The organism is Pseudomonas botevensis, assembly GCF_019145475.1.
GTDB lineage: Bacteria > Pseudomonadota > Gammaproteobacteria > Pseudomonadales > Pseudomonadaceae > Aquipseudomonas > Aquipseudomonas botevensis.
The window spans coordinates 21,660-46,387 of record NZ_JAHTKI010000014.1 but is presented as its reverse complement, the minus strand read 5'-3'; the positions used below and the strand labels follow the sequence as shown (position 1 = coordinate 46,387).

22 protein-coding genes and 2 tRNA genes are annotated in these 24,728 nt (G+C 61.3%); 8 read left to right on the top strand and 16 right to left on the bottom strand.

The window, feature by feature from the left end; all coding sequences use genetic code 11:
* The first annotated feature begins 7 nt into the window (after positions 1-7).
* Entirely contained in the window at positions 8-478 is a 471-nt protein-coding gene (gene recX / locus KVQ74_RS18270) for a recombination regulator RecX (RefSeq protein ID WP_217832575.1), read from the top strand.
* A gap of 59 nt (positions 479-537) precedes the next feature.
* Here the strand turns inward: recX and KVQ74_RS18265 are convergent, their stop codons facing one another.
* On the bottom strand, positions 538-1,656 hold the full coding sequence (locus KVQ74_RS18265; RefSeq protein ID WP_217832574.1) for an LOG family protein: 1,119 nt from the start codon (positions 1,654-1,656) through the stop codon (positions 538-540).
* A 353-nt stretch (positions 1,657-2,009) separates the two neighbouring features.
* Here KVQ74_RS18265 and KVQ74_RS18260 point away from each other — a divergent pair, with 353 nt between their 5' ends.
* Positions 2,010-2,204 carry a hypothetical protein gene (locus KVQ74_RS18260; RefSeq protein WP_217832573.1) on the top strand — a complete coding sequence of 65 codons (195 nt, stop codon included), beginning with the start codon at positions 2,010-2,012 and terminating at the stop codon, positions 2,202-2,204.
* Here the strand turns inward: KVQ74_RS18260 and KVQ74_RS18255 are convergent, their stop codons facing one another.
* A complete protein-coding gene (locus KVQ74_RS18255) occupies positions 2,205-2,630 on the bottom strand; it encodes a PA3611 family quorum-sensing-regulated virulence factor (RefSeq protein ID WP_217832572.1) in 426 nt (141 codons plus the stop codon).
* Between the two features lie 189 nt (positions 2,631-2,819).
* Between KVQ74_RS18255 and KVQ74_RS18250 the strand changes: the two genes are divergently transcribed.
* The 3 genes from KVQ74_RS18250 (at position 2,820) to KVQ74_RS18240 (ending at position 4,877) form a co-directional block, all read left to right on the top strand.
* Positions 2,820-3,566: a tRNA-uridine aminocarboxypropyltransferase gene (locus tag KVQ74_RS18250; protein ID WP_217832571.1), complete on the top strand. Its 747-nt coding sequence runs from the start codon at positions 2,820-2,822 to the stop codon at positions 3,564-3,566.
* 222 nt (positions 3,567-3,788) lie between these two features.
* Positions 3,789-4,439 (top strand): response regulator transcription factor ErdR, encoded by a 651-nt coding sequence (gene erdR, locus KVQ74_RS18245; RefSeq protein ID WP_217832570.1) that lies wholly within the window; start codon positions 3,789-3,791, stop codon positions 4,437-4,439.
* A gap of 75 nt (positions 4,440-4,514) precedes the next feature.
* Positions 4,515-4,877 carry a diacylglycerol kinase gene (locus tag KVQ74_RS18240; protein ID WP_042607041.1) on the top strand — a complete coding sequence of 121 codons (363 nt, stop codon included), beginning with the start codon at positions 4,515-4,517 and terminating at the stop codon, positions 4,875-4,877.
* On the opposite strand, the gene KVQ74_RS18235 is transcribed toward KVQ74_RS18240, so the two are convergent.
* Positions 4,874-5,800 (bottom strand): LysR family transcriptional regulator, encoded by a 927-nt coding sequence (locus KVQ74_RS18235; protein WP_217832569.1) that lies wholly within the window; start codon positions 5,798-5,800, stop codon positions 4,874-4,876. The two genes, KVQ74_RS18240 and KVQ74_RS18235, sit on opposite strands and share 4 nt — an antisense overlap.
* 144 nt (positions 5,801-5,944) lie before the next feature.
* On the opposite strand from KVQ74_RS18235, the gene fpr reads away from it, so the two are divergent.
* Positions 5,945-6,724, top strand: coding sequence for a ferredoxin-NADP reductase (gene fpr, locus KVQ74_RS18230; protein WP_007908723.1), 780 nt, complete (start codon positions 5,945-5,947; stop codon positions 6,722-6,724).
* Positions 6,725-6,819: 95 nt separating this feature from the next.
* On the opposite strand, the gene tsaA is transcribed toward fpr, so the two are convergent.
* The 6 genes from tsaA to rimO form a co-directional block, all read right to left on the bottom strand.
* A complete protein-coding gene (tsaA, locus tag KVQ74_RS18225; protein WP_217832568.1) occupies positions 6,820-7,518 on the bottom strand; it encodes a tRNA (N6-threonylcarbamoyladenosine(37)-N6)-methyltransferase TrmO in 699 nt (232 codons plus the stop codon).
* 112 nt (positions 7,519-7,630) lie between these two features.
* Positions 7,631-8,401 carry an SDR family oxidoreductase gene (locus KVQ74_RS18220; RefSeq protein WP_217832567.1) on the bottom strand — a complete coding sequence of 257 codons (771 nt, stop codon included), beginning with the start codon at positions 8,399-8,401 and terminating at the stop codon, positions 7,631-7,633.
* A gap of 127 nt (positions 8,402-8,528) precedes the next feature.
* Positions 8,529-8,996 (bottom strand): YehS family protein, encoded by a 468-nt coding sequence (locus KVQ74_RS18215; RefSeq protein WP_217832566.1) that lies wholly within the window; start codon positions 8,994-8,996, stop codon positions 8,529-8,531.
* Between the two features lie 64 nt (positions 8,997-9,060).
* A complete protein-coding gene (locus KVQ74_RS18210) occupies positions 9,061-9,771 on the bottom strand; it encodes an rRNA pseudouridine synthase (protein ID WP_217832565.1) in 711 nt (236 codons plus the stop codon).
* A gap of 99 nt (positions 9,772-9,870) precedes the next feature.
* Positions 9,871-10,344, bottom strand: a complete 474-nt coding sequence (locus KVQ74_RS18205) for a GNAT family N-acetyltransferase (RefSeq protein WP_217832564.1) — start codon at positions 10,342-10,344, stop codon at positions 9,871-9,873.
* Positions 10,345-10,495: 151 nt separating this feature from the next.
* A complete protein-coding gene (gene rimO / locus KVQ74_RS18200) occupies positions 10,496-11,833 on the bottom strand; it encodes a 30S ribosomal protein S12 methylthiotransferase RimO (RefSeq protein WP_217832563.1) in 1,338 nt (445 codons plus the stop codon).
* Positions 11,834-12,182: 349 nt separating this feature from the next.
* Between rimO and KVQ74_RS18195 the strand changes: the two genes are divergently transcribed.
* Complete coding sequence (locus KVQ74_RS18195; RefSeq protein ID WP_404822702.1) at positions 12,183-14,024, top strand: potassium transporter Kup; 1,842 nt, start codon at positions 12,183-12,185, stop codon at positions 14,022-14,024.
* A gap of 265 nt (positions 14,025-14,289) precedes the next feature.
* On the opposite strand, the gene KVQ74_RS18190 is transcribed toward KVQ74_RS18195, so the two are convergent.
* From KVQ74_RS18190 to KVQ74_RS18175, 4 genes are all read right to left on the bottom strand, one after another.
* Positions 14,290-15,585, bottom strand: a complete 1,296-nt coding sequence (locus tag KVQ74_RS18190; RefSeq protein ID WP_217832561.1) for a virulence factor family protein — start codon at positions 15,583-15,585, stop codon at positions 14,290-14,292.
* Positions 15,585-18,224: a bifunctional lysylphosphatidylglycerol flippase/synthetase MprF gene (gene mprF, locus KVQ74_RS18185; protein ID WP_217832560.1), complete on the bottom strand. Its 2,640-nt coding sequence runs from the start codon at positions 18,222-18,224 to the stop codon at positions 15,585-15,587. Before mprF ends, KVQ74_RS18190 begins: the two co-directional genes overlap by 1 nt.
* Positions 18,225-18,503: 279 nt before the next feature.
* A tRNA-Met gene (locus tag KVQ74_RS18180) sits at positions 18,504-18,580 on the bottom strand.
* 216 nt (positions 18,581-18,796) lie between these two features.
* Positions 18,797-18,873 (bottom strand) — tRNA-Met (locus KVQ74_RS18175).
* A 281-nt stretch (positions 18,874-19,154) separates the two neighbouring features.
* Between KVQ74_RS18175 and dinB the strand changes: the two genes are divergently transcribed.
* Positions 19,155-20,216: a DNA polymerase IV gene (gene dinB / locus KVQ74_RS18170; RefSeq protein ID WP_217832559.1), complete on the top strand. Its 1,062-nt coding sequence runs from the start codon at positions 19,155-19,157 to the stop codon at positions 20,214-20,216.
* Between the two features lie 132 nt (positions 20,217-20,348).
* Here the strand turns inward: dinB and KVQ74_RS18165 are convergent, their stop codons facing one another.
* The 3 genes from KVQ74_RS18165 to KVQ74_RS18155 form a co-directional block, all read right to left on the bottom strand.
* Complete coding sequence (locus KVQ74_RS18165) at positions 20,349-21,302, bottom strand: hypothetical protein (protein ID WP_217832558.1); 954 nt, start codon at positions 21,300-21,302, stop codon at positions 20,349-20,351.
* Between the two features lie 17 nt (positions 21,303-21,319).
* Positions 21,320-23,035 carry a proline--tRNA ligase gene (locus tag KVQ74_RS18160; protein WP_217832557.1) on the bottom strand — a complete coding sequence of 572 codons (1,716 nt, stop codon included), beginning with the start codon at positions 23,033-23,035 and terminating at the stop codon, positions 21,320-21,322.
* Between the two features lie 129 nt (positions 23,036-23,164).
* Positions 23,165-24,724 (bottom strand): AmpG family muropeptide MFS transporter, encoded by a 1,560-nt coding sequence (locus tag KVQ74_RS18155; protein WP_217832556.1) that lies wholly within the window; start codon positions 24,722-24,724, stop codon positions 23,165-23,167.
* Between the last annotated feature and the right edge of the window lie 4 nt (positions 24,725-24,728).

Here is a 24,728-nt window from a genome sequence, read left to right as displayed (position 1 = left end):
TGCACCGATGACGACCGCCGTACTCGATACCCTCGTCGCGGTGCGGCGAACCGCAATGGACTTGCTCGCACGCCGCGAGCATGGTCGAGTCGAGCTGACGCGTAAACTGCGTCAGCGCGGTGCTCCATCCGAGATGATCGAAACCGCCCTCGACCGTTTGACGGAAGAGGGGCTGCTTTCCGAAGCCCGCTACCTCGAAAGTTTTGTTTCCTACCGCGCTCGTTCCGGCTACGGCCCTCTGCGGATACGCGAAGAGCTGAGCCAACGAGGTTTGCAGCGCACCGATATCGAACTCGCCTTGCGTGAGAGTGGTATCCGTTGGCAGGAACAGCTGGAGGAGACCTGGCGACGCAAGTTCTCCGGACATCTGCCCGTCGACGCCAAGGAACGAGCCAAACAAGGCCGGTTTCTGGCGTACAGGGGGTTTTCGATGGAGATGATCAATCGCTTGTTCAGCGGTCGAGGGATGGACGATTAAGCTTCGCTAATAAAAGAAAACGGCCCGCTATTTCGATAGCGGGCCGTTTTTTTTTGCCTTCACGTTACCTTCGACGACTCGTGGCTGCGCTGTGCGGTCTGTGGTTTTGAATGAGCCCAGTTTTCCGGCAAGTTGATGTAGTCCACCAATTCCCGCAGACGTCCGTGATTGCGGCCGTTGAACGCGAAAGCCAGGCGCACCAGATGGCTGAACTGGGCCTCATCGTGTTCTTCGCCGCTATAGATGTGTTGGTGGAACCGGTCGCTCAGGCAAAGATCGGCAAAGGCTTCCTGCAGGTGATCGAGTGCCTGATCGCTGAGCTTGTGGTTCATGCGGATCACGAACTCACGCTTGAGCCAGCGACTGGAGTGGAAGTTGCCGTAGAACTGATTGATCTCCTGCACCGCTTCTTCAGTGTTGTAGACCAGACGCACCAGTTTCAGGTCGGTTGGCAGGATGTAGCGGTTTTCCTCCAGTTGCTGGCGAATGAAGTCCAGCGCGCCTTGCCAGAATGTGCCGCCGGGTGCGTCCAGCAACACCACCGGCACCAGCGGGCTTTTACCGGTCTGGATCAGGGTCAGCACTTCCAGGGCTTCGTCGAGGGTACCGAAACCGCCCGGGCACAGCACCAGTGCGTCGGCTTCCTTGACGAAGAACAGTTTGCGGGTGAAGAAAAAGTGGAACGGCAGCAGGTTGCCGGTGCCATCCACCGTAGGATTGGCGTGCTGCTCGAAGGGCAGGGTGATGTTGAAGCCCAGACTGTGATCGCGGCCGGCGCCCTCATGGGCCGCCGCCATGATTCCGCCGCCGGCCCCGGTGATCACCATCATGTCCGAGCCGGCGAGTTCGCTGCCAAGCTGCCTGGCCATTGCATACAGCGGATGTTCGACCGGCGTGCGTGCCGAGCCGAATACCGTGACCTTGCGTCGGCCCCGGAAGCGCTCAAGGGTACGAAACGCCTGTTCCAGTTCGCGTAGCGCTTGCAGGGTGATCTTGGCGTTCCAGCGGTTGTGGTCTTCCTGGGCCATGCGCAGCACGGTCAGGATCATGTCGCGATAGATCGGAATGTTCGGGCTGTTGGGGGAAACCAGGTTGAGTTGTTCTTCGACCTTGTTGATGAGGTCGTGGCCGCTTTCCTGAAAATGACGGCTGAGCAGGTCATTCGGTTGGTAAGGCATGCAACTGTCTCCTTCTGCACAGAACTCTTTGGCCCTGTCGGGCGGCTTCAGTGCCGCGCTGCAAAAATACCTTCGCCGGCAGCTCCTTTACTGCCGTGAAAAAGTGATCGGGAATACTTTGAATCTAGACCCTCGGCGGATTATCCGCTGATTAAATCTTTGTGCCCCAAAGTCTTTCCAGGTAACCGTTTGTGTCATTTTTGCAACGTGGCGTTGCCGCTCGTCTGAAGCTGCACCGGCCGACGGGGCGTCTGATTTACTAATTTACAGGCGCTGTAAGACAACCTTGCGTCACTGACGGGACGCAGGACGCACGCTTTTCAAGGAATTGTGGGTGCAAGGAGGCGGGATACATGACCAGAGTGACTCTGGAGATCGATACGCAACTGTATCGATTACTGAAAGCATCGGCCGAAACCAACCATGTCAGTTTCGAGGAAGAGTGCTGCCGCCGTCTGGCGGGAGGAGAGCGGCGCTCGCGTTACTTGCAGGCCTTGTTGGCCGAACTGCGCGCCGAGGATGAACAGCGGCGCGCCAATTCGCGATGATTACTTCTTTTTCGCCGGGGCGGCTTTCGGGCAATCCGAGTCCTGATAGCTTGCCGAGCCGATCGCCTTGTTGGTTTTCACTTCGCTGAAGTCATAACGCATGATCGCGCCCTTGGCCATCAGCTTGCGGTACGACGGGTTGTTGCAGACCGAGGCGCCCAGCTGGAAATACACGGCCTTGGGGTTGGAACGCATCTGCTCGGCGTGACTGGCTTGCACGCTCAGGTGGTTGATCAGCGTAGTGCCTTCGACGGTATAACCCTGATCGAGAATGTCTTCGCTGATCGCCCGTGGCGTGCCGACGTTGCTTTGTTCTGCGACATTGCGCAGCTCGCGGTTCAGGTTTTGCTCTTTCAGGGAGGCAGCCTGAGCGCAGAAGGACGACGCCAGCAGAATGGCAGCGGTGGGAACGATAAGGCGCAGCATGAAACTCTCCTGGTTCAGTGACTGGTGGTTCGACCAGCCACGGGGCTGTGCGTTCAGTGGCGGCGAATTATAGGGGAGCCGGTCGGGAGGGTACAGGCTTGTGCCCGTCGCTCTGGTAAACTGCCGGCCTTTATTGCCCTGCCGAGTGTTGTTCGTGTCGAGTTTTCCTGTCTGCCGGCCATGCCTGCGATGAGCCATGCCCCCAACGCCGTAGCCCGCCTGCGCGATCAGCGCGAGGACGAGGGTATCAAGCCGATTCAGGCCCGGGGTTTTCGCTCCGAGCGTTGCCGGGATTGTCGGGTGATCATCAGCCATTGCCTGTGCGCCTGGCGTCCGACGGTCGAAACCCGCAGCGGTGTCTGCCTGATCATGACCGGCAAGGAAGTGTTCAAACCCAGCAACACCGGTTGGCTGATCGCCGACGTGGTTCGCGATAATCACGCGTTCATCTGGTCGCGTACGGAAATCGACGAACAGTTGCTGGCGCTGCTCAACGATCCGCAATGGCAGCCGTATCTGGTGTTCCCCGGTGAATATGTCGAGCCGTCGCGGGTTACCAACACGGTGGATCTGGATAACGGCAAGCGGCCGTTGTTCATTCTGCTGGATGCGACCTGGACCGAAGCGCGCAAGATGTTTCGCAAAAGTCCGTACTTCGACCGGTTGCCGATCCTCAGCCTGTTGCCCGACAGACTGTCGCGTTATCGCCTGCGCCGTTCGACCCGCAGCGAGCACTTGTGCACCGCCGAAGTGGCGGCGTTGTGCCTGGAGCTGGCGGGCGATACCGCTGCCGCCTCGGCGCTCGACGCCTATTTCGACGTGTTCAGCCAGCATTATCTGGGCGCCAAGCAGCAATTGGACGTGAACCTGGCGACCCCGGCCCACGCCGAGTTGCTGCCTTTTATAGGTAACACGCAGGCGATACAGGCCGGATAGTGGCCCATACTGCTAAAGCAGGGGCCTTGTTGCTTGACCACCCCGGCTTCGCTGGGCATGCTTGGCGCCGATTGGGGTGCGGCCAAGGTTTGATACGCCGCGATTCGCTTGTGATTGGCGTTGAACGCGCCCCTGTGGACACCGCTGCCCGGCGGTGTCTCGAGTTGCCTTGGCACGGCCCGAATGCACGGGCCAGCCATCAAAAACAGGATCATTTGAAAAATGGCCACATACGACATCCTGATTGCCGATGATCACCCTCTTTTTCGTAGCGCACTGCACCAGGCGGTGACGCTGGGCCTCGGCCCGCAGGTGCGTCTGGTGGAGGTGGCGAGCATTGCCGAACTGGAAGCGCGCCTGACGGAAAAGGCCGATTGGGATCTGGTGCTGCTGGACCTGAACATGCCGGGCGCCTACGGATTTTCCGGGCTGGTGCTGCTGCGCGGTCAATACCCGCAGATTCCGGTGGTGATGGTGTCGGCCCAGGAAGAAGCTTCGGTGATGGTCAAGTCCAGGGAGTTCGGGGCCAGTGGCTTCATTCCCAAGTCCAGCGACTTGAGCGTGATTCAGCAAGCGGTGCGCAAAGTGCTGGATGGCGACGTGTTCTGGCCGCCCCAGGCGTTCGAAGCGGTCAGCGTTTCCGAGGAAGCCAAGGCCGCCAGCGATGGCCTCGCCAGCCTGACGCCGCAACAGTTCCGCGTGTTGACCATGGTGTGCGAAGGACTGCTGAACAAGCAGATCGCTTATGAGCTGAACGTCTCCGAGGCGACCATCAAGGCCCACGTCACGGCGATTTTCCGCAAGCTGAATGTGCGCACCCGTACCCAGGCGGCTTTGTTGCTGCAACAACTTGAGTCAATTCCGAGCCAATAACGGCTGGCATCTTCACGCTTTTTTGACTTTCGTTGATCTAGCTTTCCCACTTCTTTTTGGTCGGTTATCTACTTTATGTCACCTTTCAAGGGCCAGACGGGCCTGAAACGCATCCTCAACGCTTCCGGTTATTCGCTGGACGGCCTGCGTGCGGCCTTCACCGGCGAAGCGGCGTTCCGTCAACTGGTGTTGCTCAATGTGGTGCTGATTCCGCTGACGTTCTTTCTGAATGTCAGCCGCGTTGAACAGGCGGTGCTGATCGCCGTGTGCCTGCTGGCACTGATTGTCGAGTTGCTGAACTCGGCGGTGGAAGCGGCCATCGACCGCATTTCCCTCGAGCTGCACCCGCTGTCCAAGAACGCCAAGGACATGGGCAGCGCCGCGCAATTCGTGGCGTTGAGCATGATTGCCCTGGTGTGGGCAGTGATTCTGCTTTAAGCGATATTCGGCAACACGATCTCGTCGCTGCGCTGCACCCCGGCGGTGAAGGCGCGGCACAGATCGAGGAATTCGCGCATGGCCGAGGTCTGGTATTTCTGTTTGTGCCAGATGAAATAAAACTGCCGCGCCAGGTCCAGATCCGGCGTTTCCACCGGCACCAGGCTGCCACGCCGGAAAGCGTCGCGCAGCGCCAGGCGCGAGATGCAGCCAATCCCCAAACCTGATTCCACCGCGCGTTTGATCGCTTCGGTGTGTTCCAGCTCCAGGCGGATATTCAGTGCGCTGCGATGGTGACGCATGGCCTGATCGAAGGTCAGGCGCGTGCCGGAGCCCTGTTCGCGCAGAATCCACGCTTCGTGAGTCAATTCCTCCATGGTCGCGCTGCCGCGCTTGGCCAACGGATGTTGCGGGGCGCAAAACACCACCAGCTCATCCTCGACCCAACTCTGCACTTCGATGTCCGGGTGGCTGCAATCGCCTTCGATTAGACCCAGATCAATTTCATAGTGGGCGACTTGTTGCACGATATTGGCAGTGTTCTGCACATGCAGTTTCACCTGGCTTTCCGGATGACGCTGCATGAACCCACCGATCAACAGGGTCGCCAGGTAATTGCCGATGGTCAGGGTTGCGCCCACCGACAGCGAGCCGAAACCGGACTTGCCGTTGAGCAGGTCTTCGATTTCCTTGGCCTGATCGAGCATCGCCACCGCCTGCGGCAGCAATTGCTTGCCCAAGGCGTTGAGGCTCAGGCGTTTGCCGGCGCGATCGAACAGCTGGCAGCTGGACTGGCGCTCCAGTTCGGTGATGGAAGTGCTCGCCGCCGATTGCGACAGGTTGAGCAGCCCCGCAGCACGGGAGACGCTTTCCTGCTGGGCGACGGCGACAAAGACTTGCAGTTGACGGAGAGTAAATCGCATATCGATATAACCGATAACCCTTATCTTAATAATCCAGTTAACAGATATTGTCGGCGCTATTAGAATGCGATGCAATTGCGCACCGTCGGCGCTCTCCCTACGAGCAGTGCAAGCGCAGACCCAATATCCAGGAGTCCCACGTACATGAGCAACATGAACCACGAGCGTGTCCTCAGTGTTCACCACTGGAACGACACTCTGTTCAGCTTCAAGTGCACCCGCGATCCGGGCCTGCGCTTCGAGAACGGTCAGTTCGTGATGATCGGCCTGCAACAGCCCAACGGCCGCCCGCTTATGCGCGCTTACTCGATCGCCAGCCCGAACTGGGAAGAGCATCTCGAGTTCTTCAGTATCAAAGTACAAGATGGCCCGCTGACTTCCCAGTTGCAGCACCTGAAGGAAGGCGACGAGATCATCATCTCCAAGAAGCCTACCGGCACCCTGGTGCTGGACGACCTGAACCCGGGCAAGCATCTGTACCTGCTGAGCACCGGCACCGGTCTGGCGCCGTTCATGAGCGTGATCCAGGACCCGGAAACCTACGAGCGCTTCGAAAAAGTGATCCTGGTCCACGGTGTTCGTTACGTCAACGAAGTCGCCTACCGCGAGTTCATCACCGAGCACCTGCCGCAGAACGAGTTCTTCGGCGAAGCGCTGCGTGACAAGCTGATCTACTACCCGACCGTGACCCGCGAACCGTTCGAGAATCAGGGTCGTCTGACCGACCTGATGCGCAGCGGCAAGCTGTTCAGCGACATCGGCCTGCCACCGATCAACCCGCAGGACGATCGCGCGATGATCTGCGGCAGCCCGAGCATGCTCGACGAGACCAGCGAAGTGCTCGACAGCTTCGGCCTGAAGATCTCGGCGCGCATGCGCGAGCCGGGTGACTACCTGATCGAGCGTGCGTTCGTCGAGAAGTAAGCAGCGGTAATCGGTGGGAGCGGGCTTGCCGGCTCCCACAATGGAAAAAGCCCGCGTTGCCTGAACAGGCAGCGCGGGCTTTTTCGTTTTCGGGGTCACGCCCCGGCGGGAATCACTTCCAGCACCCGAATCTGCTGCGGCGTCGGGTAGTGCCAGCGCACGTCCAGATCCCAGAACTGCGCGCCGTACTCGCGCTCAGGCGCAGGCGTCTGATACGCCGGGCGCGGGTCCTGGGCCAGGCATTGCTCGATCAGCTCAACCAACGGTTCGCCAAGGCGCTGCCCGTGCCCGTGGGCCTGTTGCAAGGCTGCGTCCGTCCACTGCACGTCGATCAGGACCGGCGCGGCGCTGGCGATGCTGTTGGAGGCTTCGCCGATGATGTCGGCGTAGGGCACGTAGGGTTTGATGTCGAGAATCGGCGTGCCGTCCAGCAGGTCGATGCCGGAGATGAACAGGCGATGGGCCTCGACCTTGTCCAGTTTCACCACGGACTGGCCGATGCCGTTCGGGCGATGGGTGGCGCGGGTGGCGAACACCCCCATGGACTTGTTGCCGCCCAGCCGTGGTGGACGCACTTTCAGCCGTGGCTTGTCTTCCAGGGCCTGATGGAACAGGAACAGCAGCCAGACATGGCTGACCTGCTCCAGCCCCTGCACGGCGTCACCCTGATCGAACGGCGCCACCAGTTCCAGCACGCCACGGGCAGCGGGAGCCAGTTGCGGTTGGCGGGGGATGGCGAATTTCTCCTTGAAGCAGGAGCGCACGAAGCCGATGGGGGAGACGCTGTAAGTCATGATCTGCAATCGAAGCGGGAGCGGGCGGGCATGATAACCCGGCCGGCTTCAAGTCTGCTGGTGACTGAGCAAACGCCTGCGCGGGCTTGCCCGCGAAGGCCGCGCCGCCAGTCTACAGACTGAACCCGCCATCCAGCGGAATGATGTTGCCGGTCATGTATGCGCCCGCCGTGCTCGCCAGGCTGATGGCCAGCGCCGCCATCTCTTCTTCGCGTCCCCAGCGCTTCATCGGGATCAGCGCGGTGTCTTCGGCCAGTGCCAGCTGGTCGTTGCCGATGTGCTGGGTCATCTTGCTCGGAAACCGTCCCGGCGCGATCACGTTGACGTTGATGTGCTGGCTCACCAGTTCCCGGGCGAGAATCCGCGACAGTTGATGCAGCGCCGCTTTGCTCGGCCCGTAGGCGTAAGCCTGTTCGCCAAAAGACGAAATCCCGGCCACCGAGCCGATGTTGATGATCCGCGCCGGGTTGGTCGCTGAACCGGACTTGCGCAGCAGTGGCAGGAGTTGCTGGATGCAACTGAACACCGAGGTCACGTTGAGCTGCATGACTTTCTCCCAGCCCTTGACCGGGTAGCTTTCCAGCGGTGCGCCCCAGGTGGTGCCGGCGTTGTTGACCAGAATGTCCAGATGGCTGATCTGCTCGCCAAGCCGTGTGGCCAGTTGCTGCACGCCTTCCTCAGTGGCGAGGTTGGCCGCGACCCCGTGGCAGATACCCACGGCCCCGAGTTCTTCGGCGGTCTGGTGACAGGCTTCGGCGTCGCGAGAGCAGACATAGACCTTCGCACCGGCCTCGACAAAGGCCTTGGCGATCATCTTGCCAATGCCACGGGTGCCGCCGGTCACCAGGGCGGTGCGGCCTTGCAGGGAAAAGTACGGGTGCATGGCGAATCCTGAAGATGAGGGTTCAGTACACCCTAGTCGTCAGCCGCGAAAAGCGGAGCCACTATTTTCGAAAGGAATGGACGGTCATGCGCAGCGGCGGCGAATGAGTCACCGCCGCTGACCGGGATCAGCCGCGAACGCGCAGGGTCAGCCCCTTGAGGAAATTGCGCAGCAGCTGGTCGCCGCATTCGCGGTAGTTGTTGTGGCCGACCTTGCGGAACAGCGCGCTCAGCTCGGGCTTGGACACCGGGAAGTCGGCGGCCTTGAGGATTGCGTGCAGGTCGTCTTCCTTCAGTTCGAAGGCGACCCGCAGTTTTTTCATGATGATGTTGTTGGTCACCGGCACTTCGATCGGCAGCGGCGGACGGCTTTCGTCCTTGCCGCGCTTGAAGATCACCAGGCCGTCGAGGAAATGCGCCAGGACCTCGTCCGGGCAGCGCACGAAACCTTCGTCGTCCTGTTCTTTCTTGTCGAGCCAGGCGATTACGTCAGCGAGGGTCACGTCCATGCCGCCGAGCTTGATGATCTCGACGACTTTCTTGTCGCTGATGTCGAGCATGTAGCGCACGCTGCGCAGTACGTCGTTGTGAACCATGTGTGCAATCCTGATCGTTTCGCTGTGGGCACCGCACGGGCGATGCCGGAATGTGGGGGCGGCCTCAGAACTTCTCTTTGCCGGACAGATAGCGCCACTGGCCCACCGGCACCTTGCCGATCGACACGCCGCCGATGCGGATACGGCGGATGCCGATAACCTTCAGGCCGACCGCCTCGCAGAACTGGGCGATTACGCCTGGCGGCGGGTTTTTCAGGGCGAAGCGCAGGCGGTTTTCGTTCTGCCAGCTGGCCTTGACCGGCGGCAGCTCCTTGCCCTTGTAGCTGAGGCCGTGTTGCAGGCGGTTGAGGCCGTGGTCGATGATTTCGCCTGTGACTTCGACGACGTATTCCTGTTCGATTTTTGCGGCGTCGGCGGTGAGTTTGCGCAACACCTTCCAGTCCTGGGTGAACACCAACAGGCCGCTGGCGCCGGGCTGCAGGTCGGCGCTGGCGGTCAGGCGCAGGAAGTGGCCGCGCAACGGGCGTTTGCCGAAGCGGTGTTCTTCGCTGAGACTGTCGGCACCGAGCGACTGCATGGCGCTGTCGGCGTCGAGGCCGGCCGGGACGTTGAGCAGCAGCGTTACCGGCTCTGGCGCGGTAGCCTTGGCGTCTTTGTCGAGCTCGACTTTCTGGTCGGCGACCTTGAACTGCGGCTCGTCGATGACTTCACCGTCCACGGTGACCCAGCCGCCCTCGATGAACAGCTCGGCCTCGCGGCGGGAGCAGCCCACCAGTTCGATGAGGCGTTTGGAGAGGCGAATCGGGTCAGTCATGACAGGGCCGTAACAAAAAAGGGGTGGGCATTGTACCTGCCTGGGGCCGGTTAAGCCCGGTCCGATTTGGATTTGTCGGACCGGGCGCTCTGGATCGGATCAGGCGTTGCGTGCCAATGGCTGGTTTTGCCGCAGGCGCATGTGCAGCAGCGGATACGGCTGGCCCATGCCGTCGACGTCCGAACGGCCGATCACTTCGAAGCCTTGTTTGAAGTAGAAGCCCAGGGCCTGCGGGTTCTGTTCGTTGACGTCCAGTTCATCGGCGTTCAGGTGTTCCATGGCGTAGCGCAACAATTGTTTGCCCAGGCCCTGGCCGCGATGTTCCGGATCGATGAACAGCATTTCGATCTTGCCCGCCGCCACCCCGGCGAACCCGGTGATGCGCTGGCGCCTGTCCCGGGTGCAGATGAGCATGACCGCATCGAGGTAGCGGGTCAGCACCAGGTTTTTCAGCAACTCGATATAGGCGTCTGGCAGAAAGTCATGGGTGGCGCGAACCGAGGCCTCCCAGACCCGGGTCAGTTCCTGATAGTCGCTCAGTTTCGGTGTGTGGATGACCGAATGGTGACGCATCTCCGTTTGCCTCCTCATCAATGAATCAACAAACGATAGACCTAAAAAAGCCCCGCATCTTGTCGAGAGAGCGGGGCTTTCGGGTTTGTTGCGGTGACCGGCGGGGGATTCAGTCCCCTCTCCCACCGGGAGAGGGGCTTTTGATCTGCTTTCAGATCTGCTCGGCCCACAGGTCGTATTCGTCGGCGTCAGTCACCTTGCACCAGACCTTGTCGCCCGGCTTGAGGTTGCTGCCGTTGTCGATGAACACGTTGCCGTCGATTTCCGGAGCGTCGAAGAAGCAGCGTCCGACCGCGCCTTGTTCGTCGACTTCGTCCACCAGCACTTCGATTTCACGGCCGATGCGCATTTGCAGGCGTGCCGAGCTGATTGCCTGCTGGTGCGCCATGAAGCGCTCCCAGCGATCCTGCTTGACGTCGTCCGGCACGATCTCCAGATCCAGATCATTGGCCGGTGCACCTTCGACCGGCGAGTACTGGAAGCAGCCGACGCGGTCGAGCTGGGCTTCGGTCAGCCAGTCCAGCAGGTACTGGAAGTCTTCTTCGGTTTCGCCGGGGAAGCCGACGATAAAGGTCGAACGGATGATCAGGTCCGGGCAGATTTCGCGCCAGTTCTTGATCCGCGCCAGGGTCTTGTCTTCGAACGCCGGGCGTTTCATCGACTTGAGGACCTTCGGGCTGGCGTGCTGGAACGGGATGTCCAAGTACGGCAGGATCTTGCCGGCGGCCATCAGCGGGATCAGCTCGTCGACATGCGGGTACGGGTAGACGTAGTGCAGACGGACCCACACGCCCAGAGTGCTCAGGGCTTCGCAGAGTTCGGTCATGCGGGTTTTCACCGGCGCGCCGTTCCAGAAACCGGTGCGGTATTTCACGTCGACGCCGTAGGCGCTGGTGTCCTGGGAGATTACCAGCAGCTCCTTGACGCCGGATTTGACCAGACGCTGGGCTTCGTCGAGGACGTCGCCGACCGGACGGCTGACCAGTTTGCCGCGCATCGACGGGATGATGCAGAAGCTGCAGCTATGGTTGCAGCCTTCGGAAATCTTCAGGTAGGCGTAGTGGCGCGGAGTCAGCTTGATGCCTTGTGGTGGCACCAGATCGATCAGCGGGTTGTGATCCTGCTTCGGCGGCACGACTTCGTGAACCGCGCTGACCACTTGCTCGTACTGCTGCGGACCGGTAACGGCCAGCACGCTCGGATGCACGTCGCGGATGTTGCCTTCTTCCACGCCCATGCAGCCGGTGACGATGACCTTGCCGTTTTCCTTGATCGCTTCGCCGATCACTTCCAGCGATTCGGCCTTGGCCGAGTCGATGAAACCGCAGGTGTTGACCACCACGACATCGGCGTCCTGATAGGTGGACACCACGTCATAGCCTTCCATGCGCAGCTGGGTCAGGATGCGCTCGGAGTCGACCAGTGCTTTCGGGCAACCCAGGGATACGAAGCCAACCTTGGGATTGGCCGGCGCAGGAGTGGTGGACATGTCTAACCTCGGTGTTTTGTGACGTCGCTTGCCTGGTTCGGAAGCCGACGGACGGGCGCTTGAACTGCGCCTCTGGTCAAAAAGTGCGCAATTCTAGCGATGAGCAGCGCACTTGACCAGCTTTATGGAGGGAAATGCGACGAGTGCTGCGCTATGCTTCGCGCCGTTACGCTTTACCTTTTTTTTACAGTCAACAAATCGACTGTAACAGCAGGTAAAACAGCGCATGCTGCACCACAAAGCATAGTGCTTCATTCAAAGAAGCCGGTTCGAGAATCAGGAGTGTTGGATGGGTCAGGCAAGTAGTCACGCGGCAGGCGCCGAGGGTTCGGCCAGCAGGCCGCTGAGCATGCTGGTCGCGGCGGTCGGGGTAGTTTACGGCGACATCGGCACAAGCCCGTTGTACACCCTCAAAGAAGTGTTTTCCGGCGCTTATGGCGTGCCCGTCAATCACGACGGAGTGCTGGGCATTCTGTCTCTGATTTTCTGGTCGCTGATCTGGGTCGTATCGATCAAGTACATGATGTTCGTCCTGCGCGCCGACAACCAGGGCGAGGGCGGGATCATGGCGCTCACCGCGCTGGCGCGGCGCGCGGCCGGTGGACGGGCGAAATTACGCACGCTGCTGGTGGTCTGCGGACTGATTGGTGCGGCGCTGTTCTACGGCGACAGCATGATTACCCCGGCGATTTCCGTGCTCTCGGCGATTGAAGGCTTGGGCCTGGCATTCGACGGCATCGACCATTGGGTGGTGCCGCTGTCGCTGGTGGTGCTGGTGGCGCTGTTCCTGATCCAGAAGCACGGCACGGCGCGGATCGGCATTCTGTTCGGCCCGATCATGGTCACCTGGTTCCTGGTGCTCGGTGCCCTCGGGGCGTATGGCATCAGCCATTACCCGGAAGTGCTGCATGCGCTGAACCCGATGTGGGCGGTGCGCTTCTTCATGGTGCATGCCGGCATGGGCGTGGCAATCCTCGGCGCCGTGGTGCTGGCCCTGACCGGTGCCGAAGCGCTGTACGCCGACATGGGCCACTTCGGCCGCAAACCCATTGCCCGCGCGTGGTTCATCCTGGTGTTGCCGGCGCTGGTGCTGAACTACTTCGGTCAAGGCGCGCTGCTGCTGGAGAACCCGGATGCCGCGCGCAACCCGTTCTACCTGCTGGCGCCAAGCTGGGCGCTGATCCCGCTGGTGGCCCTGTCGACCCTGGCGACGGTGATTGCCTCGCAAGCGGTGATTTCCGGTGCGTTCTCCCTGACCCGTCAGGCGATCCAGCTCGGCTACATTCCGCGCATGTACATCCAGCACACCTCCAGCGATGAGCAGGGCCAGATCTACATCGGCGCCGTGAACTGGTCGCTGATGGTCGGCGTGGTGTTGCTGGTGCTCGGTTTCGAGTCCTCCGGCGCCCTGGCCTCGGCCTACGGCGTGGCGGTGACCGGCACCATGCTGATGACCACCATTCTGGTGTCGGCGGTGATGCTGCTGCTGTGGAAATGGCCGCCAATCCTGGCCGTGCCGGTGCTGCTCGGTTTCCTGCTGGTGGACGGTCTCTACTTCGCCGCCAACGTGCCGAAGATCGTGCAGGGCGGTGCGTTCCCGGTGATCGCCGGTATTGCACTGTTCGTGCTGATGACCACCTGGAAACGCGGCAAGCAACTGCTGGTCGAGCGTCTGGCGGAGGGCGCCTTGCCGCTGCCGATCTTCATCAGCAGCATCCGTGTGCAGCCGCCGCATCGAGTGCAGGGCACCGCCGTGTTCCTCACCGCGCGCTCAGACGCCGTGCCCCACGCGCTGTTGCACAACCTGCTGCACAACCAGGTCTTGCATGAGCAAGTGGTGTTGCTGACCGTGGTCTACGAAGACATCCCGCGTGTGCCGCCATCGCGCCGTTTCGAAGTCGAGGCTCACGGTGAAGGCTTCTTCCGGGTGATCCTGCACTTCGGTTTCACTGACGAGCCGGACGTGCCGCAGGCGCTGAAGCTGTGCCACCTGGACGACCTGGACTTCAGCCCGATGCGCACCACCTACTTCCTCAGCCGCGAAACGGTCATCGCCTCGAAACTCGAAGGCATGGCGCGTTGGCGCGAAGCGTTGTTTGCGTTCATGTTGAAGAATGCCAACGGTAATCTTCGGTTCTTCAATCTGCCGCTGAACCGGGTGATCGAGTTGGGGACGCAGGTGGAGATGTAAGCCCCGCCTCAATTGAAAAAGCCTCCGTCAGCCTTGTGGCTGGCGGGGGCTTTTTTCTGGCTGTGCATAAACCTCAAAACCACCGCGAATCCCCTGTGGGAGCGAGTTTGCTCGCGAAGGCGTAGTGTCAGTCGATGAATCCGTCAATTGACCCGCTGCTTTCGCGAGCAAGCTCGCTCCCACAGGGATTGGTACAGTTCTTGAAAAATGTAAAAAGCCCCCGCAACTGCGAAGTTGCGGGGGCTTTTGGGTACTACGCTTCAGATCACTCTTCCGCCACCTGCGCCGTGTTCTGACGCTTCTCGATCAAGTCCACCAAGCGCTTGGCCAGCGCCGGGTAGTTCTCGTCGAAGTGGTGTCCGCCGGGCAGTTTCACCGCTTCGCCCACCGCCGTTTTGTCGGTGCAGCCGCTTTCGTCGGTTTCTTCTTCACCGTAGATGCACACCACTTTGGCGGGCGGCAGTTTGGCCATTTCCGGGCCGGTGGCGGCTTCTTTGCCGGCGTTGCCGAGCCAGCCTTCGACTTCGATTTCGAAGCTGCCGGTGCGGGCGAAGGCCAGCAGGATGATTGCGTCGACGCGCTGCTGCTCGGTGTCTGGCAGACGGTTGTAGATCGCCGGCAGGACATCCGCGCCGAACGAGTAACCGGTGAGGATGAAGCGCTTGGTGCCCCATTTCTGCCGGTAGTGCTGCATCAGTTCGGTCAGGTCCAGCGCGCTCTGTTCCGGGCTCTTGTGCTGCCAGTAGTAGCGCAGGGTGTCGATGCCGACCACCGGGTAGCCGATCTTGGCCATTTCGCCGGCCACGTCGCGGTCGAGGTCGCGCCAGCCGCCGTCACCGGAGAGGAACAGGGTCACGGTATCCTTGGCCTGGCCGGCCGGGACTTCCACCACCGGGATTTGCAGACCGCCGTTGGCCTTGTCGCCGCCGACGAGGATCTTGCGCAGTTCGTTGTTCAGCACTTGCGGCAGATTGATGTCGTAGTCGCTGATGCTGGTTTCGGCGTTCGGTTGGTCGCGCACGAAACCGGCGCTGGTGTCGTCCGGGTTGTCGTTCCACGCCACCAGCCAGTGGCCATGGGCGGCGGATTTGGGCAGCAGGTGAGTGCAGCCAGCCTTTTCCAGCGCCAGGTCCACAGAGACGGCCTGAGCCTTGTCGTCCTTCTGCTCCGACAACCAGCGCCAGGCCAGCACGGCGCCAGGGCCGATGCCGCTGACCAGGGTGGCCGGGCCGTTCAGTTCGCGCAGGCCGGTTTGCAGGGCGCGGCTTTGCAGCAGGCAGTCCTTGGGCAGAATCACCTGGACGATCTGCGCCGAGGCGCTGCGGCTAAGGGTGCTCAGTTGCTTGTCGCTGAGTTTCTGGTCGTCATTGACCGCTACCAGCACCTGGGCCTTGGGCTTGGTGCCGGGGATGACCCGGGTCATGGCCGGGCCATCGGTCGGGGTCAGTTGTTCGAGGGTCGGTTCCGGTGCCGGGCGTTTGAGATACCAGAAACCGCCGCCGGCAATCGCGGCCAGCACGATCAGTGCGGCCAGGATGTACTTCAGGGAGCGTTGAATCATCAGCGTTTCACCAATCCAGTCAAGCCGCCCGCGATCAGGGCAGCAGTGTCGGCCAGCGCCACCAGCGGATCGAGTCCGGCGGGGACGGCCATATAACGGGGTTCCCAGTCAGGCTGGAACTTGTCTTTGAAGCGGCGCAAGCCTTGGAAGTTGTACAGCTGCTCACCACGGCGGAAAACCATCGAGCCCAGACGCTGGGTCAGCGGTGCTCCGCGCCGAGGTTGCAACCCCGACAACGGCACCATGCCCAGGCTGAAGCGCGCGTATCCGTGACTCTTATAGTGTTGAATCAGGCCGACCATCAGGAATTCCATGGTCAGCTTGGGGGCGTCCGGGTGCGAGCGCATCAGGTCGAGGCTGGCCAGGTCATGGCTGTAGGTCTCGAGCAGGTTGGCGAACGCCACCGGGCGGCCTTCGAAGCGAATCACCGCGATGCGGAAATGCTTCAGGTAATCGTCGCTGAAACGACCGAGGGAGAAACCTTTCTCGCGCACGTTCTTGCCGGTCAGCCACAGATCGGAAATCACCTTGAGTTCATCCATCGGCGCCTGACCCGGCTCATGGATTTCCAGCGACAGGCCGTCGCGGGTGCCACGGTTCCAGGTGTAGCGCAGATCCTTCATCTCCTTGCCCTTGGCTTCCAGGTCGAAGCGCTGCAGATCGACCCGGGCTTCTTCGCCGAGCTTGATCGCGGTCAGGCCGATGTCCATGTAGTACGGCAGGTTCTCGGCGCGCACTTGGTAGAACACGGGGCGGGTGTGATGAACGTCGCACAGGTCGCGGAACTGCCAGATCATTTCCGCGCGTTGCTGGCCGGGGCCGATCGGGTCGTACAGCGCTACCAGGCTGCGGCCGCGGCGGGCGTACATCAGGAAGGCTTCGTCATTGGGATGAAACAGCAGGGCTTTGTCACCGGTCAGGGACAGCCCACCGTCCGGTTGCGAGGACGCCATCAGAATCTTCGAGGCGCGCTCCAGCTCATCCGGGGTCGGCAGATGAATCACCGGGCGTGCGGTGCGCAGCAGCCAGGTCAGGGCGATCACCAGCAACAGGACGGCAGCGCCAAGCAATGAGCGCAGGCCACGCGGGGCATCCGCATCGAGGGTGAACTGCCACCACAGTTGATGGCTGTAAGGGACGTCCTGATAGGCGAACAGCAGCAGCCAGGTCGATGCGCCGAGCACGCAGAGGCTGGCGACCAGATACAGCGGCGAGAACGGCAGCTCGGTCAGGCGGCTCGGGCGATAGAACGAGCGACGGAACACCCCTAACAGCGCGGCGGTGAGGGTCATCAGGGTGGCTTCTTCCCAGTCGAAACCCTTGAGCAGCGAGAGCAGGGCGCCCACCAGCAGCAGAATGGTGGTCAGCATCCAGGCCGCCGACAACCGGCGACGCAGGCCCTGGGCAAGCATCAGGCACAGCACGCCGATCAGGCTGGCGCCAAAGTGCGAGGCATCGACCAGACGATGGGGAATGAGGAAACCGATGTGTTCCAGACGGGTGTCGATTTCTGGCGTCGCCCCGGAAAACAGCAGCACCACGCCGGATAGGAACACCAGGACCGCAAGGATCGGCGCCGCCAGACCGGAGGCCGCGCGCATCGTCTGCGATTGAAACAGGCGCTGGCCTTCATTGATCAGCAGCAGCACGCAGGCCACCAGCATCGGCAGCACCACGTAGATCAGCCGATACAGCAACAGGGCGGCAGCCAGTGGCGCGGCGCCGAGTTTGTCGGCGAACGCGGCCAGCAGAATCGCTTCGAACACCCCGACGCCACCCGGCACGTGGCTGAGCACGCCAGCGGCGAGGGCCAGCAGGTACACCAGCAGGAACGCGCCAAACGGCGGCGCCTCCGGCAGCAGCAGATACAGCACGGTAGCGGCCGCAGCCACGTCGAGGGCGGTGATGACCAGTTGCAGGAAGGTCAGGCGTCGACCCGGCAGGCGCAATGTACGACGGCCGACACGGACCAGCAGGTTGTCGCGGTAAGGCTGTTCCGGCAGACGCCGGCGATAGATGCCGATGGCCAGCACTGCGCCGAGCAGCAGCACCACGCCGGCAATGCTGCCAAGCAGCGTCTCGGACAGACCGAGGGCCTGGGAGGCGGAGGGCAGGTCGCTAAGCGTCGCGAGGGCCGCCAGCGGTGGCAGGGCGCAGCCCAGCGACAGGCTGGCGAACAGGGTCATGTGCGCGACTTCCGACGCCCCCAGACCATATCGTGCATATAAACGGTAGCGCACCGAGCCGCCGGACAGCAGCGACAGGCCAATGGCGTTGCCGATGGCGAATGCCGTGAAGCCGCCGAGGGCGAGGGTGCGTGGCGCCAGTGTCACGCCGGCATAGCGACTGGCGGACCATTCGTAGCCCAGCAGAATAATGAAGCCGACGGCGGTCGCGGCAAAAGCGCCGAGCAGCGATGCTTTCGGCACATCGAGGATCGAGTCGTGCAGCGCATCGAGATCGAGTTCACTGAGCAGGTGGCGACAGGCAATCAACGCGATGGCGAACAGCAGCAACGTGACGGCCAGCCCGATCGGTTGCCGGTATTTGCTGAGTCGATCCAGCAAGCGCAAACGCTCGGTTTTGATCGGTGGGTTCGCTGTGAGGGTGTCTTGTGGATCAGACGAGTTGGCGCGCATCAATCACCTCTTGGATCGTGCGCGACAGGATGGAGGTATCGAGCCAAGTTACCAATCCCTGTAGGAAAAAATAATCACAAAATACTACGCCTCTCAACCGGCATCGGCGAGGGCAGTTCCTGACTTGCAGACCTCTTGCCTGCGACTCAAGCATAGTCGCAACCCGGCAGGTCTGAAGTTTCTGAACGATTGGCTGCAGCGTGACAGATCATTGTTGCGAAAGGACTTTTCCCACGGACACAAAAAAGGCCACTCTTTCGAGTAGCCTTTTGTGATGTTTGGTTGCGGGAGCCGGATTTGAACCGACGACCTTCGGGTTATGAGCCCGACGAGCTACCAGGCTGCTCCATCCCGCGTCTGTGAGGCGGCATTCTACAGGCGAACGGCGGGGTGTCAACCGATAATCCCGATAAGGGTCAAATAAGTGTGCAATCGCGGCAAACGGTCGCAGCGAACACCTTAAGTTTCGGAATTGAAACGAATTCCCGTTTGGCTCGACGCTTTGCGTTTTCGTCCTGAAAAACAGACGCGCACAAAAAAGGCCAATCTTTCGATTGGCCTTTTCTGATGTTTGGTTGCGGGAGCCGGATTTGAACCGACGACCTTCGGGTTATGAGCCCGACGAGCTACCAGGCTGCTCCATCCCGCGTCTGATGTGGCGGCATTCTACAGAGGATCCGCGGGGTGTCAACCTTGAATTTGGAAAAAATATGTTCTGGCTCAATTGGTTAGCGGTTTTGGATACGGGCGGGGAAGGCCGCAGGGCAGGTAGGACAAGGGTTTCAGGTCTATCGGTTAGCAAATTTCGATTGAGAAAATAAATTCAATCGCCTTTTCCTACGCTCTGAAAAGAACATTCAGACTACTGGTGCTATATACAGGTGTCAGTGAGATACTGCCGATCCGGCTTGCCACGTTTCCTTTTCTGCCATGACCCAGCGAAAAATCATCCACGTCGACTGTGACTGTTTCTACGCCGCCATCGAGATGCGGGACAACCCGAGCCTGGCCGGCAAGCCGCTGGCGGTGGGCGGATCGGCAGACCGGCGTGGGGTGATCGCGACCTGCAACTACGAAGCCCGGGCTTATGGCGTGCGCTCGGCGATGTCATCGGGGCATGCACTGAAGCTGTGCCCGGACCTGACCATCGTCAAGCCGAGAATGGACGCCTATCGGGCGGCGTCGAAGGAGATTCACACGATCTTCAGCGACTACACCGACCTGATCGAGCCGTTGTCGCTGGATGAAGCCTACCTCGACGTTTCCGACAGCGCGCATTTCGGCGGGAGCGCCACACGGATCGCTCAGGACATCCGCCGGCGGGTGTCCAATCAGTTGCACATCACCGTGTCTGCCGGGGTGGCGCCGAACAAGTTCCTGGCAAAAATCGCCAGCGACTGGCGCAAACCCAACGGCCTGTTCGTGATCACCCCGGATCAGGTGGAGGATTTCGTCAGCGGCTTGCCGGTGAGCAAGTTGCACGGAGTCGGTAAGGTCACCGCCGACAAACTCGGCAAGCTCGGCATCAGCGACTGCCTGCAATTGCGCGAGTGGGACAAGTTGGCGCTGGTGCGGGAATTCGGCAGTTTCGGCGAGCGATTGTGGAGTCTGGCCCGTGGGATCGACGAGCGGTTGGTGCATAACGACAGCCGCCGTCAGTCAATCAGTGTCGAAAACACCTACGACGTCGATCTGCCGGATCTGCGCAGTTGCCTGGACAAGCTCCCGGAGCTGCTGGAAACCCTGAAGACCCGCATGGAGCGGATCGACAGCAGCTACCGGCCGGGCAAACCGTTCGTCAAAGTGAAGTTCCATGACTTTACCCAGACCACTCTGGAGCAGGCCGGGGCAGGGCGTGACCTGGGCAGTTATCAGTTGATGCTGACGCAGGCGTTCAATCGCGGGGGTAAACCGGTGCGGTTGCTTGGGGTGGGGGTGCGGCTGGAGGACTTGCGGGGCGGGTTCGAGCAGATGGAGTTGTTTGAGCGGTAGTGGTATTGGCTGAAATCAGCTTTGAAACCAAGAGCGCTTTTGCGAGCAAGCCCGCTCCCACGGTTGACCGCATTCCATCTGCTGGAACTCGGTCGACGTGGGAGCGGGCTTGCTCGCGAAGCTTTCCGGCTTTTAGTTTGGCCCCGGATCGGCAACCAGACGGCCGGCATCCTTGGTCAGCGACTTGAGAAACTCGGCCTGCAACTCAGGATCGTTGCGGGTCAGTTCGATCAGGCTTTGTTCCAGCTCGCTGGCTTCTTCTTCCAGACCCAGCTCTGACAGACGCTTGACCCGGTGCACCCACTGGCTCACTTCGTCGTCTTCCAGATCGTCGTAGATCAGGCCGTGGGCTTCCAGCAGCTTGCCGCGCAAGTGGTTGCTGATCGCCAGGGACGAGTCGCTGTGTACGTCGTCCTTGGCGTCCTCGACGCTGATCTGCAATTTGCCCAGATGATTGAGGTCATGTTCGGCGAACGGGCTGTCCAGCAGGTTCAGGCGCAGCACACCGTTACGGTCGGTGGTCATGTCGAAGGTCTGCTTGCCGGCCTTGACCTGCACCGGGCGCTCGCTCCACGGCAGGCTCGAGTATTCCGTGCGCTTGTCACGCTGGACTTCGTCGATACCGGCCAGGTTCTGTTGCGCGCGACCGTTGGACTGCACGTTCATGAACGGGTTGAGCCCGGCGAAACCGTAGCTGAACCAGTCCCTGGTCATGCTGTCCGGCAGATTGCCGAGTGCGAACACGTTGACCACGTTGGCGCCAATGCCACCCACCACGGCCACTGCGCCGAGCGGAATCTCATAGATCTCCCGCCAGGGTTGGTAGGGCGTGTAGCGGTCGTAACGCCGGGTGACCTCGAACTCGGTGACTTCAAAAGTCTTCTGCTCGTGGATCTTCACCCGCCGTTGCGGCAGTTCCAGCACCTTGGGCTCGCCGACATCGATCTGCAGGCTGTGGTCGAGCAGTTTGCGCTCGACCCGTTCCTCGTGCTCGCTGCGTTGTGACATGTGATTGGCACAGCCGCTGACCAGCAGAGTGCCGCACAGGGCGGCACCACCGAGGCCTATGGTGTTTCGCTTGAACATGACGTCTCTATCTGGTTTCAGCGGCGGATACGGGCCTGAAGGAAGGACAGCACGTCAGCGACCGGCAGCGCTTGCGCCTCGGCCTCGGAGCGGCTCTTGTATTCCAGGTTGCCTTCGGCGAGGCCACGGTCGCTGACCACGATCCGGTGTGGAATGCCGATCAGTTCCATGTCCGCGAACTTGATGCCCGGGCTGGTTTTCTTGTCGCGATCGTCCAGCAGCACTTCGAAGCCGGCGGCGGTCAGTTCCGCGTACAGCTTGTCGGTGGCTTCGCGTACCAGATCGGTTTCATAACGCAGCGGCACCAGAGCAATCTGGAACGGCGCCAGGGTGTCGCTCCAGATGATGCCTTTTTCGTCGTTGTTCTGCTCGATGGCCGCCGCAACCACGCGGGACACGCCAATGCCGTAGCAGCCCATTTCCAGGGTCACAGGCTTGCCGTTTTCGCCCAGCACTTCGCACTTCATCGCCTTGCTGTACTTGTTGCCCAGCTGGAAGATGTGCCCGACTTCGATGCCGCGCTTGATTTCCAGGGTGCCCTTGCCGTCCGGGCTCGGGTCGCCGGCCACGACGTTACGCAGGTCGGCCACGGTCGGAACCGGCAGGTCGCGCTCCCAGTTCACGCCGAAGTAGTGCTTGTCGTCGATGTTCGCACCGATGCCGAAGTCGCTCATCAGCTCGACCGAACGGTCGATGATGATCGGCAGTGGCAGGTTCAGCGGGCCGAGGGAACCGGCGCCGGCGCCGATGGCGTCACGCAGTTCGGCATCGCTGGCCATGACCAGCGGGCTGGCGACGCCAGGCTGGTTGGCGGCCTTGATTTCGTTGAGTTCGTGGTCGCCACGGATGATCAGGGCAATCAGCTTGCCTTTCTCTTCGGCGTGGACGATCAGGGTCTTGATGGTCTTTTCAATCGGCAGATTGAATTTTTCCACCAGGGCCGCGATGGTCTTGGTATCTGGCGTATCGACCAGGCGCAGCTCTTCGGCGGGTGCGGCACGCGACGTTTCGCGCGGCACGGCTTCGGCCTTCTCGATGTTCGCCGCGTAGTCGGAGCCGTTGCTGAAGACGATGTCGTCTTCGCCGGACTCGGCCAGTACGTGGAACTCGTGGGAGCCAGCGCCGCCGATCGAGCCGTTGTCGGCTTCAACCGGACGGAATTTCAGGCCCAGACGGGTGAACACGTTGCAGTACGCTTCGTGCATGCGGTCGTAGGTGACCTGCAGCGACGCCTGATCGGCGTGGAACGAGTAGGCGTCCTTCATGATGAATTCGCGGCCGCGCATCAAACCGAAGCGTGGACGGATTTCGTCACGGAATTTGGTCTGGATCTGGTACAGGTTGATCGGCAGCTGCTTGTAGCTGCTCAACTCGTTGCGCATCAGATCGGTGATCACTTCTTCGTGGGTCGGGCCTGCGCAGAAGTCGCGACCGTGACGGTCTTTGATGCGCAGCAGCTCAGGGCCGTATTCTTCCCAGCGTCCCGATTCCTGCCACAACTCGGCCGGTTGGGTGCTCGGCATCAACACTTCCAGAGAGCCGGCGGCGTTCATTTCTTCGCGAACGATGGCTTCCACCTTGCGCATTACCCGCAAGCCCATCGGCAGCCAGGTGTACAGGCCCGAAGCGAGTTTGCGGATCATGCCGGCGCGCAGCATCAGCTGATGGCTGATCACGACCGCGTCGGAAGGCGTTTCTTTCTGTGTGGCGAGCAAAAATTGACTGGTGCGCATGGTTGGCCGTTGTCGGTTGCTGAGACTGGAAATGACGGAGCAGTGTACCGGCGAGATCCGCTGACGTACAGAAGGGCGGCCGGCGGTTGGGCAGTACGGCGGGATTCCTCCCGCCATCTGCGAAATGTCTTACGACTCTTCCGCGACCGAGGTCGGCACCGGCTCGGGCGTCGGTGTCGGGCCTTCGCGGCGGCTTTCCTGGAACCAGTGCAGGGCGATCAGCACCAGGGTCGGCACGCCGAGCAGCGCAGTGATCAGGAAGAAATTGTGATAGCCGAATTTTTCCACCATCACCCCGGAGTAACCGCCGATCAGGCGCGGCAGCAGGAGCATGATCGAGCTGAGCAAGGCGTATTGGGTGGCGGAGAACTTCAGGTTGGTCAGGCTCGAGAGGTAAGCCACGAATGCCGACGTCGCCATGCCGGAGCTGAAGTTGTCCAGGGAGATGGTCACGATCAGCATCTGCAGGTTCGGCCCCATGTCGGCGAGCATCAGGAACAGCAGGTTGGTGCCGGCCGAGGCCGCGCCACCGATGAACAGGATCGGCAGGATCCCGAAACGCACGATCAACAGGCCACCCATGCCGGCACCGACGAGGGTCATGATCAGGCCGAAAATCTTGCTGACTCCGGCGATTTGGTCCTTGGTGAAGCCCTGGTCGATATAGAACACGTTGGCCATCACGCCCATCACCGTATCCGACATCCGATAGGTGGCGATCAGCCCGAGTAGCAGCAGCGCCTGCCAGCGGTAGCGCAGGATAAAGTCGTTGACCGGGGTCAGCACCGGCGCCAGGCCTCGACGGCCCATGCCCGACAGACACAGGAAAGTCAGCAGGGTGTAGAGAATGGCGCGCAGGAACGCGCGGTCTTCCAGCAGCAGGTCGAGAGGGCTCATGCTGCCGAACAGCACGCTGGCGAAGTCGGTGTTGTACAGCTGGGTGAACATCGCCGGCACGGACACCAGCAGGATAATCAGCACGAATACCGACATCAGTTGATGCATGAAAGTGTAGCGGCCGGCCTGCAACTGCGTGCGCAGCGGCACGGGCGGTTCGCGCATCAGCAGGGTGGTGAGCAGGGCGGGCACCATCAGCACGCCGAACAGCACGTAGGTGCCGGTCCATGCGGAATGCTGATAGTTGAAACCGGTCGAACCGAAGCCTTCGGCGAAGAACAGCGCACCGGCCGTCGCCAGCAGGGCGGCCACGCGATAGCCGGACATGTAGCTGGCGGCGAGGGCGGCCTGGCGACTGTCGTCGGCGATTTCCAGGCGATAGGCGTCGACGGCGATGTCCTGAGTGGCGGAGGCGAAGGCCACGACCACGGCGATGGCGATCAACCAGGACAGGTGCTTCTGCGGGTCGCAAAAGCCCATGCCGATCAGGCCGAGGATCACCAGCGTCTGCGCCAGTACCAGCCACGAGCGACGTCGACCGAGCTTGCCCAGCAGCGGCAGGCGCCATTGGTCGAGCAGCGGCGACCAGACCCATTTGAAGGCATAGGCCAGACCGATCAGGCTGGCATAGCCGATCGTCTCGCGGGCCACACCGGCTTCACGCAGCCAGACCGAAAGCGTTGAAAACACCAGCATGTACGGCAGGCCGGCGGCGAAACCCAGCAACAACAGCACGAGCGTCGAAGGACTGGCATAGGCGGCGAGCGCGGCGCGCCAGGTTTTACGGGGCATGGGC

Excerpts from the sequence above, each read along its gene's own strand:
- KVQ74_RS18215 (WP_217832566.1), bottom strand. The coding sequence starts at position 8,996 with ATGGTTCACAACGACGTACTGCGCAGCGTGCGCTACATGCTCGACATC.
- dinB (WP_217832559.1), top strand. The coding sequence starts at position 19,155 with ATGACCCAGCGAAAAATCATCCACGTCGACTGTGACTGTTTCTACGCC.
- KVQ74_RS18210 (WP_217832565.1), bottom strand. The coding sequence starts at position 9,771 with ATGACTGACCCGATTCGCCTCTCCAAACGCCTCATCGAACTGGTGGGC.
- KVQ74_RS18255 (WP_217832572.1), bottom strand. The coding sequence starts at position 2,630 with ATGCTGCGCCTTATCGTTCCCACCGCTGCCATTCTGCTGGCGTCGTCC.
- KVQ74_RS18165 (WP_217832558.1), bottom strand. The coding sequence starts at position 21,302 with ATGTTCAAGCGAAACACCATAGGCCTCGGTGGTGCCGCCCTGTGCGGC.
- KVQ74_RS18220 (WP_217832567.1), bottom strand. The coding sequence starts at position 8,401 with ATGCACCCGTACTTTTCCCTGCAAGGCCGCACCGCCCTGGTGACCGGC.
- KVQ74_RS18250 (WP_217832571.1), top strand. The coding sequence starts at position 2,820 with ATGAGCCATGCCCCCAACGCCGTAGCCCGCCTGCGCGATCAGCGCGAG.
- KVQ74_RS18155 (WP_217832556.1), bottom strand. The coding sequence starts at position 24,724 with ATGCCCCGTAAAACCTGGCGCGCCGCGCTCGCCGCCTATGCCAGTCCT.
- KVQ74_RS18260 (WP_217832573.1), top strand. The coding sequence starts at position 2,010 with ATGACCAGAGTGACTCTGGAGATCGATACGCAACTGTATCGATTACTG.
- erdR (WP_217832570.1), top strand. The coding sequence starts at position 3,789 with ATGGCCACATACGACATCCTGATTGCCGATGATCACCCTCTTTTTCGT.
- KVQ74_RS18205 (WP_217832564.1), bottom strand. The coding sequence starts at position 10,344 with ATGCGTCACCATTCGGTCATCCACACACCGAAACTGAGCGACTATCAG.
- rimO (WP_217832563.1), bottom strand. The coding sequence starts at position 11,833 with ATGTCCACCACTCCTGCGCCGGCCAATCCCAAGGTTGGCTTCGTATCC.
- KVQ74_RS18265 (WP_217832574.1), bottom strand. The coding sequence starts at position 1,656 with ATGCCTTACCAACCGAATGACCTGCTCAGCCGTCATTTTCAGGAAAGC.
- KVQ74_RS18190 (WP_217832561.1), bottom strand. The coding sequence starts at position 15,585 with ATGATTCAACGCTCCCTGAAGTACATCCTGGCCGCACTGATCGTGCTG.
- KVQ74_RS18160 (WP_217832557.1), bottom strand. The coding sequence starts at position 23,035 with ATGCGCACCAGTCAATTTTTGCTCGCCACACAGAAAGAAACGCCTTCC.
- mprF (WP_217832560.1), bottom strand. The coding sequence starts at position 18,224 with ATGCGCGCCAACTCGTCTGATCCACAAGACACCCTCACAGCGAACCCA.
- KVQ74_RS18240 (WP_042607041.1), top strand. The coding sequence starts at position 4,515 with ATGTCACCTTTCAAGGGCCAGACGGGCCTGAAACGCATCCTCAACGCT.
- KVQ74_RS18235 (WP_217832569.1), bottom strand. The coding sequence starts at position 5,800 with ATGCGATTTACTCTCCGTCAACTGCAAGTCTTTGTCGCCGTCGCCCAG.
- tsaA (WP_217832568.1), bottom strand. The coding sequence starts at position 7,518 with ATGACTTACAGCGTCTCCCCCATCGGCTTCGTGCGCTCCTGCTTCAAG.
- fpr (WP_007908723.1), top strand. The coding sequence starts at position 5,945 with ATGAGCAACATGAACCACGAGCGTGTCCTCAGTGTTCACCACTGGAAC.
- KVQ74_RS18195 (WP_404822702.1), top strand. The coding sequence starts at position 12,183 with ATGCTGGTCGCGGCGGTCGGGGTAGTTTACGGCGACATCGGCACAAGC.
- recX (WP_217832575.1), top strand. The coding sequence starts at position 8 with ATGACGACCGCCGTACTCGATACCCTCGTCGCGGTGCGGCGAACCGCA.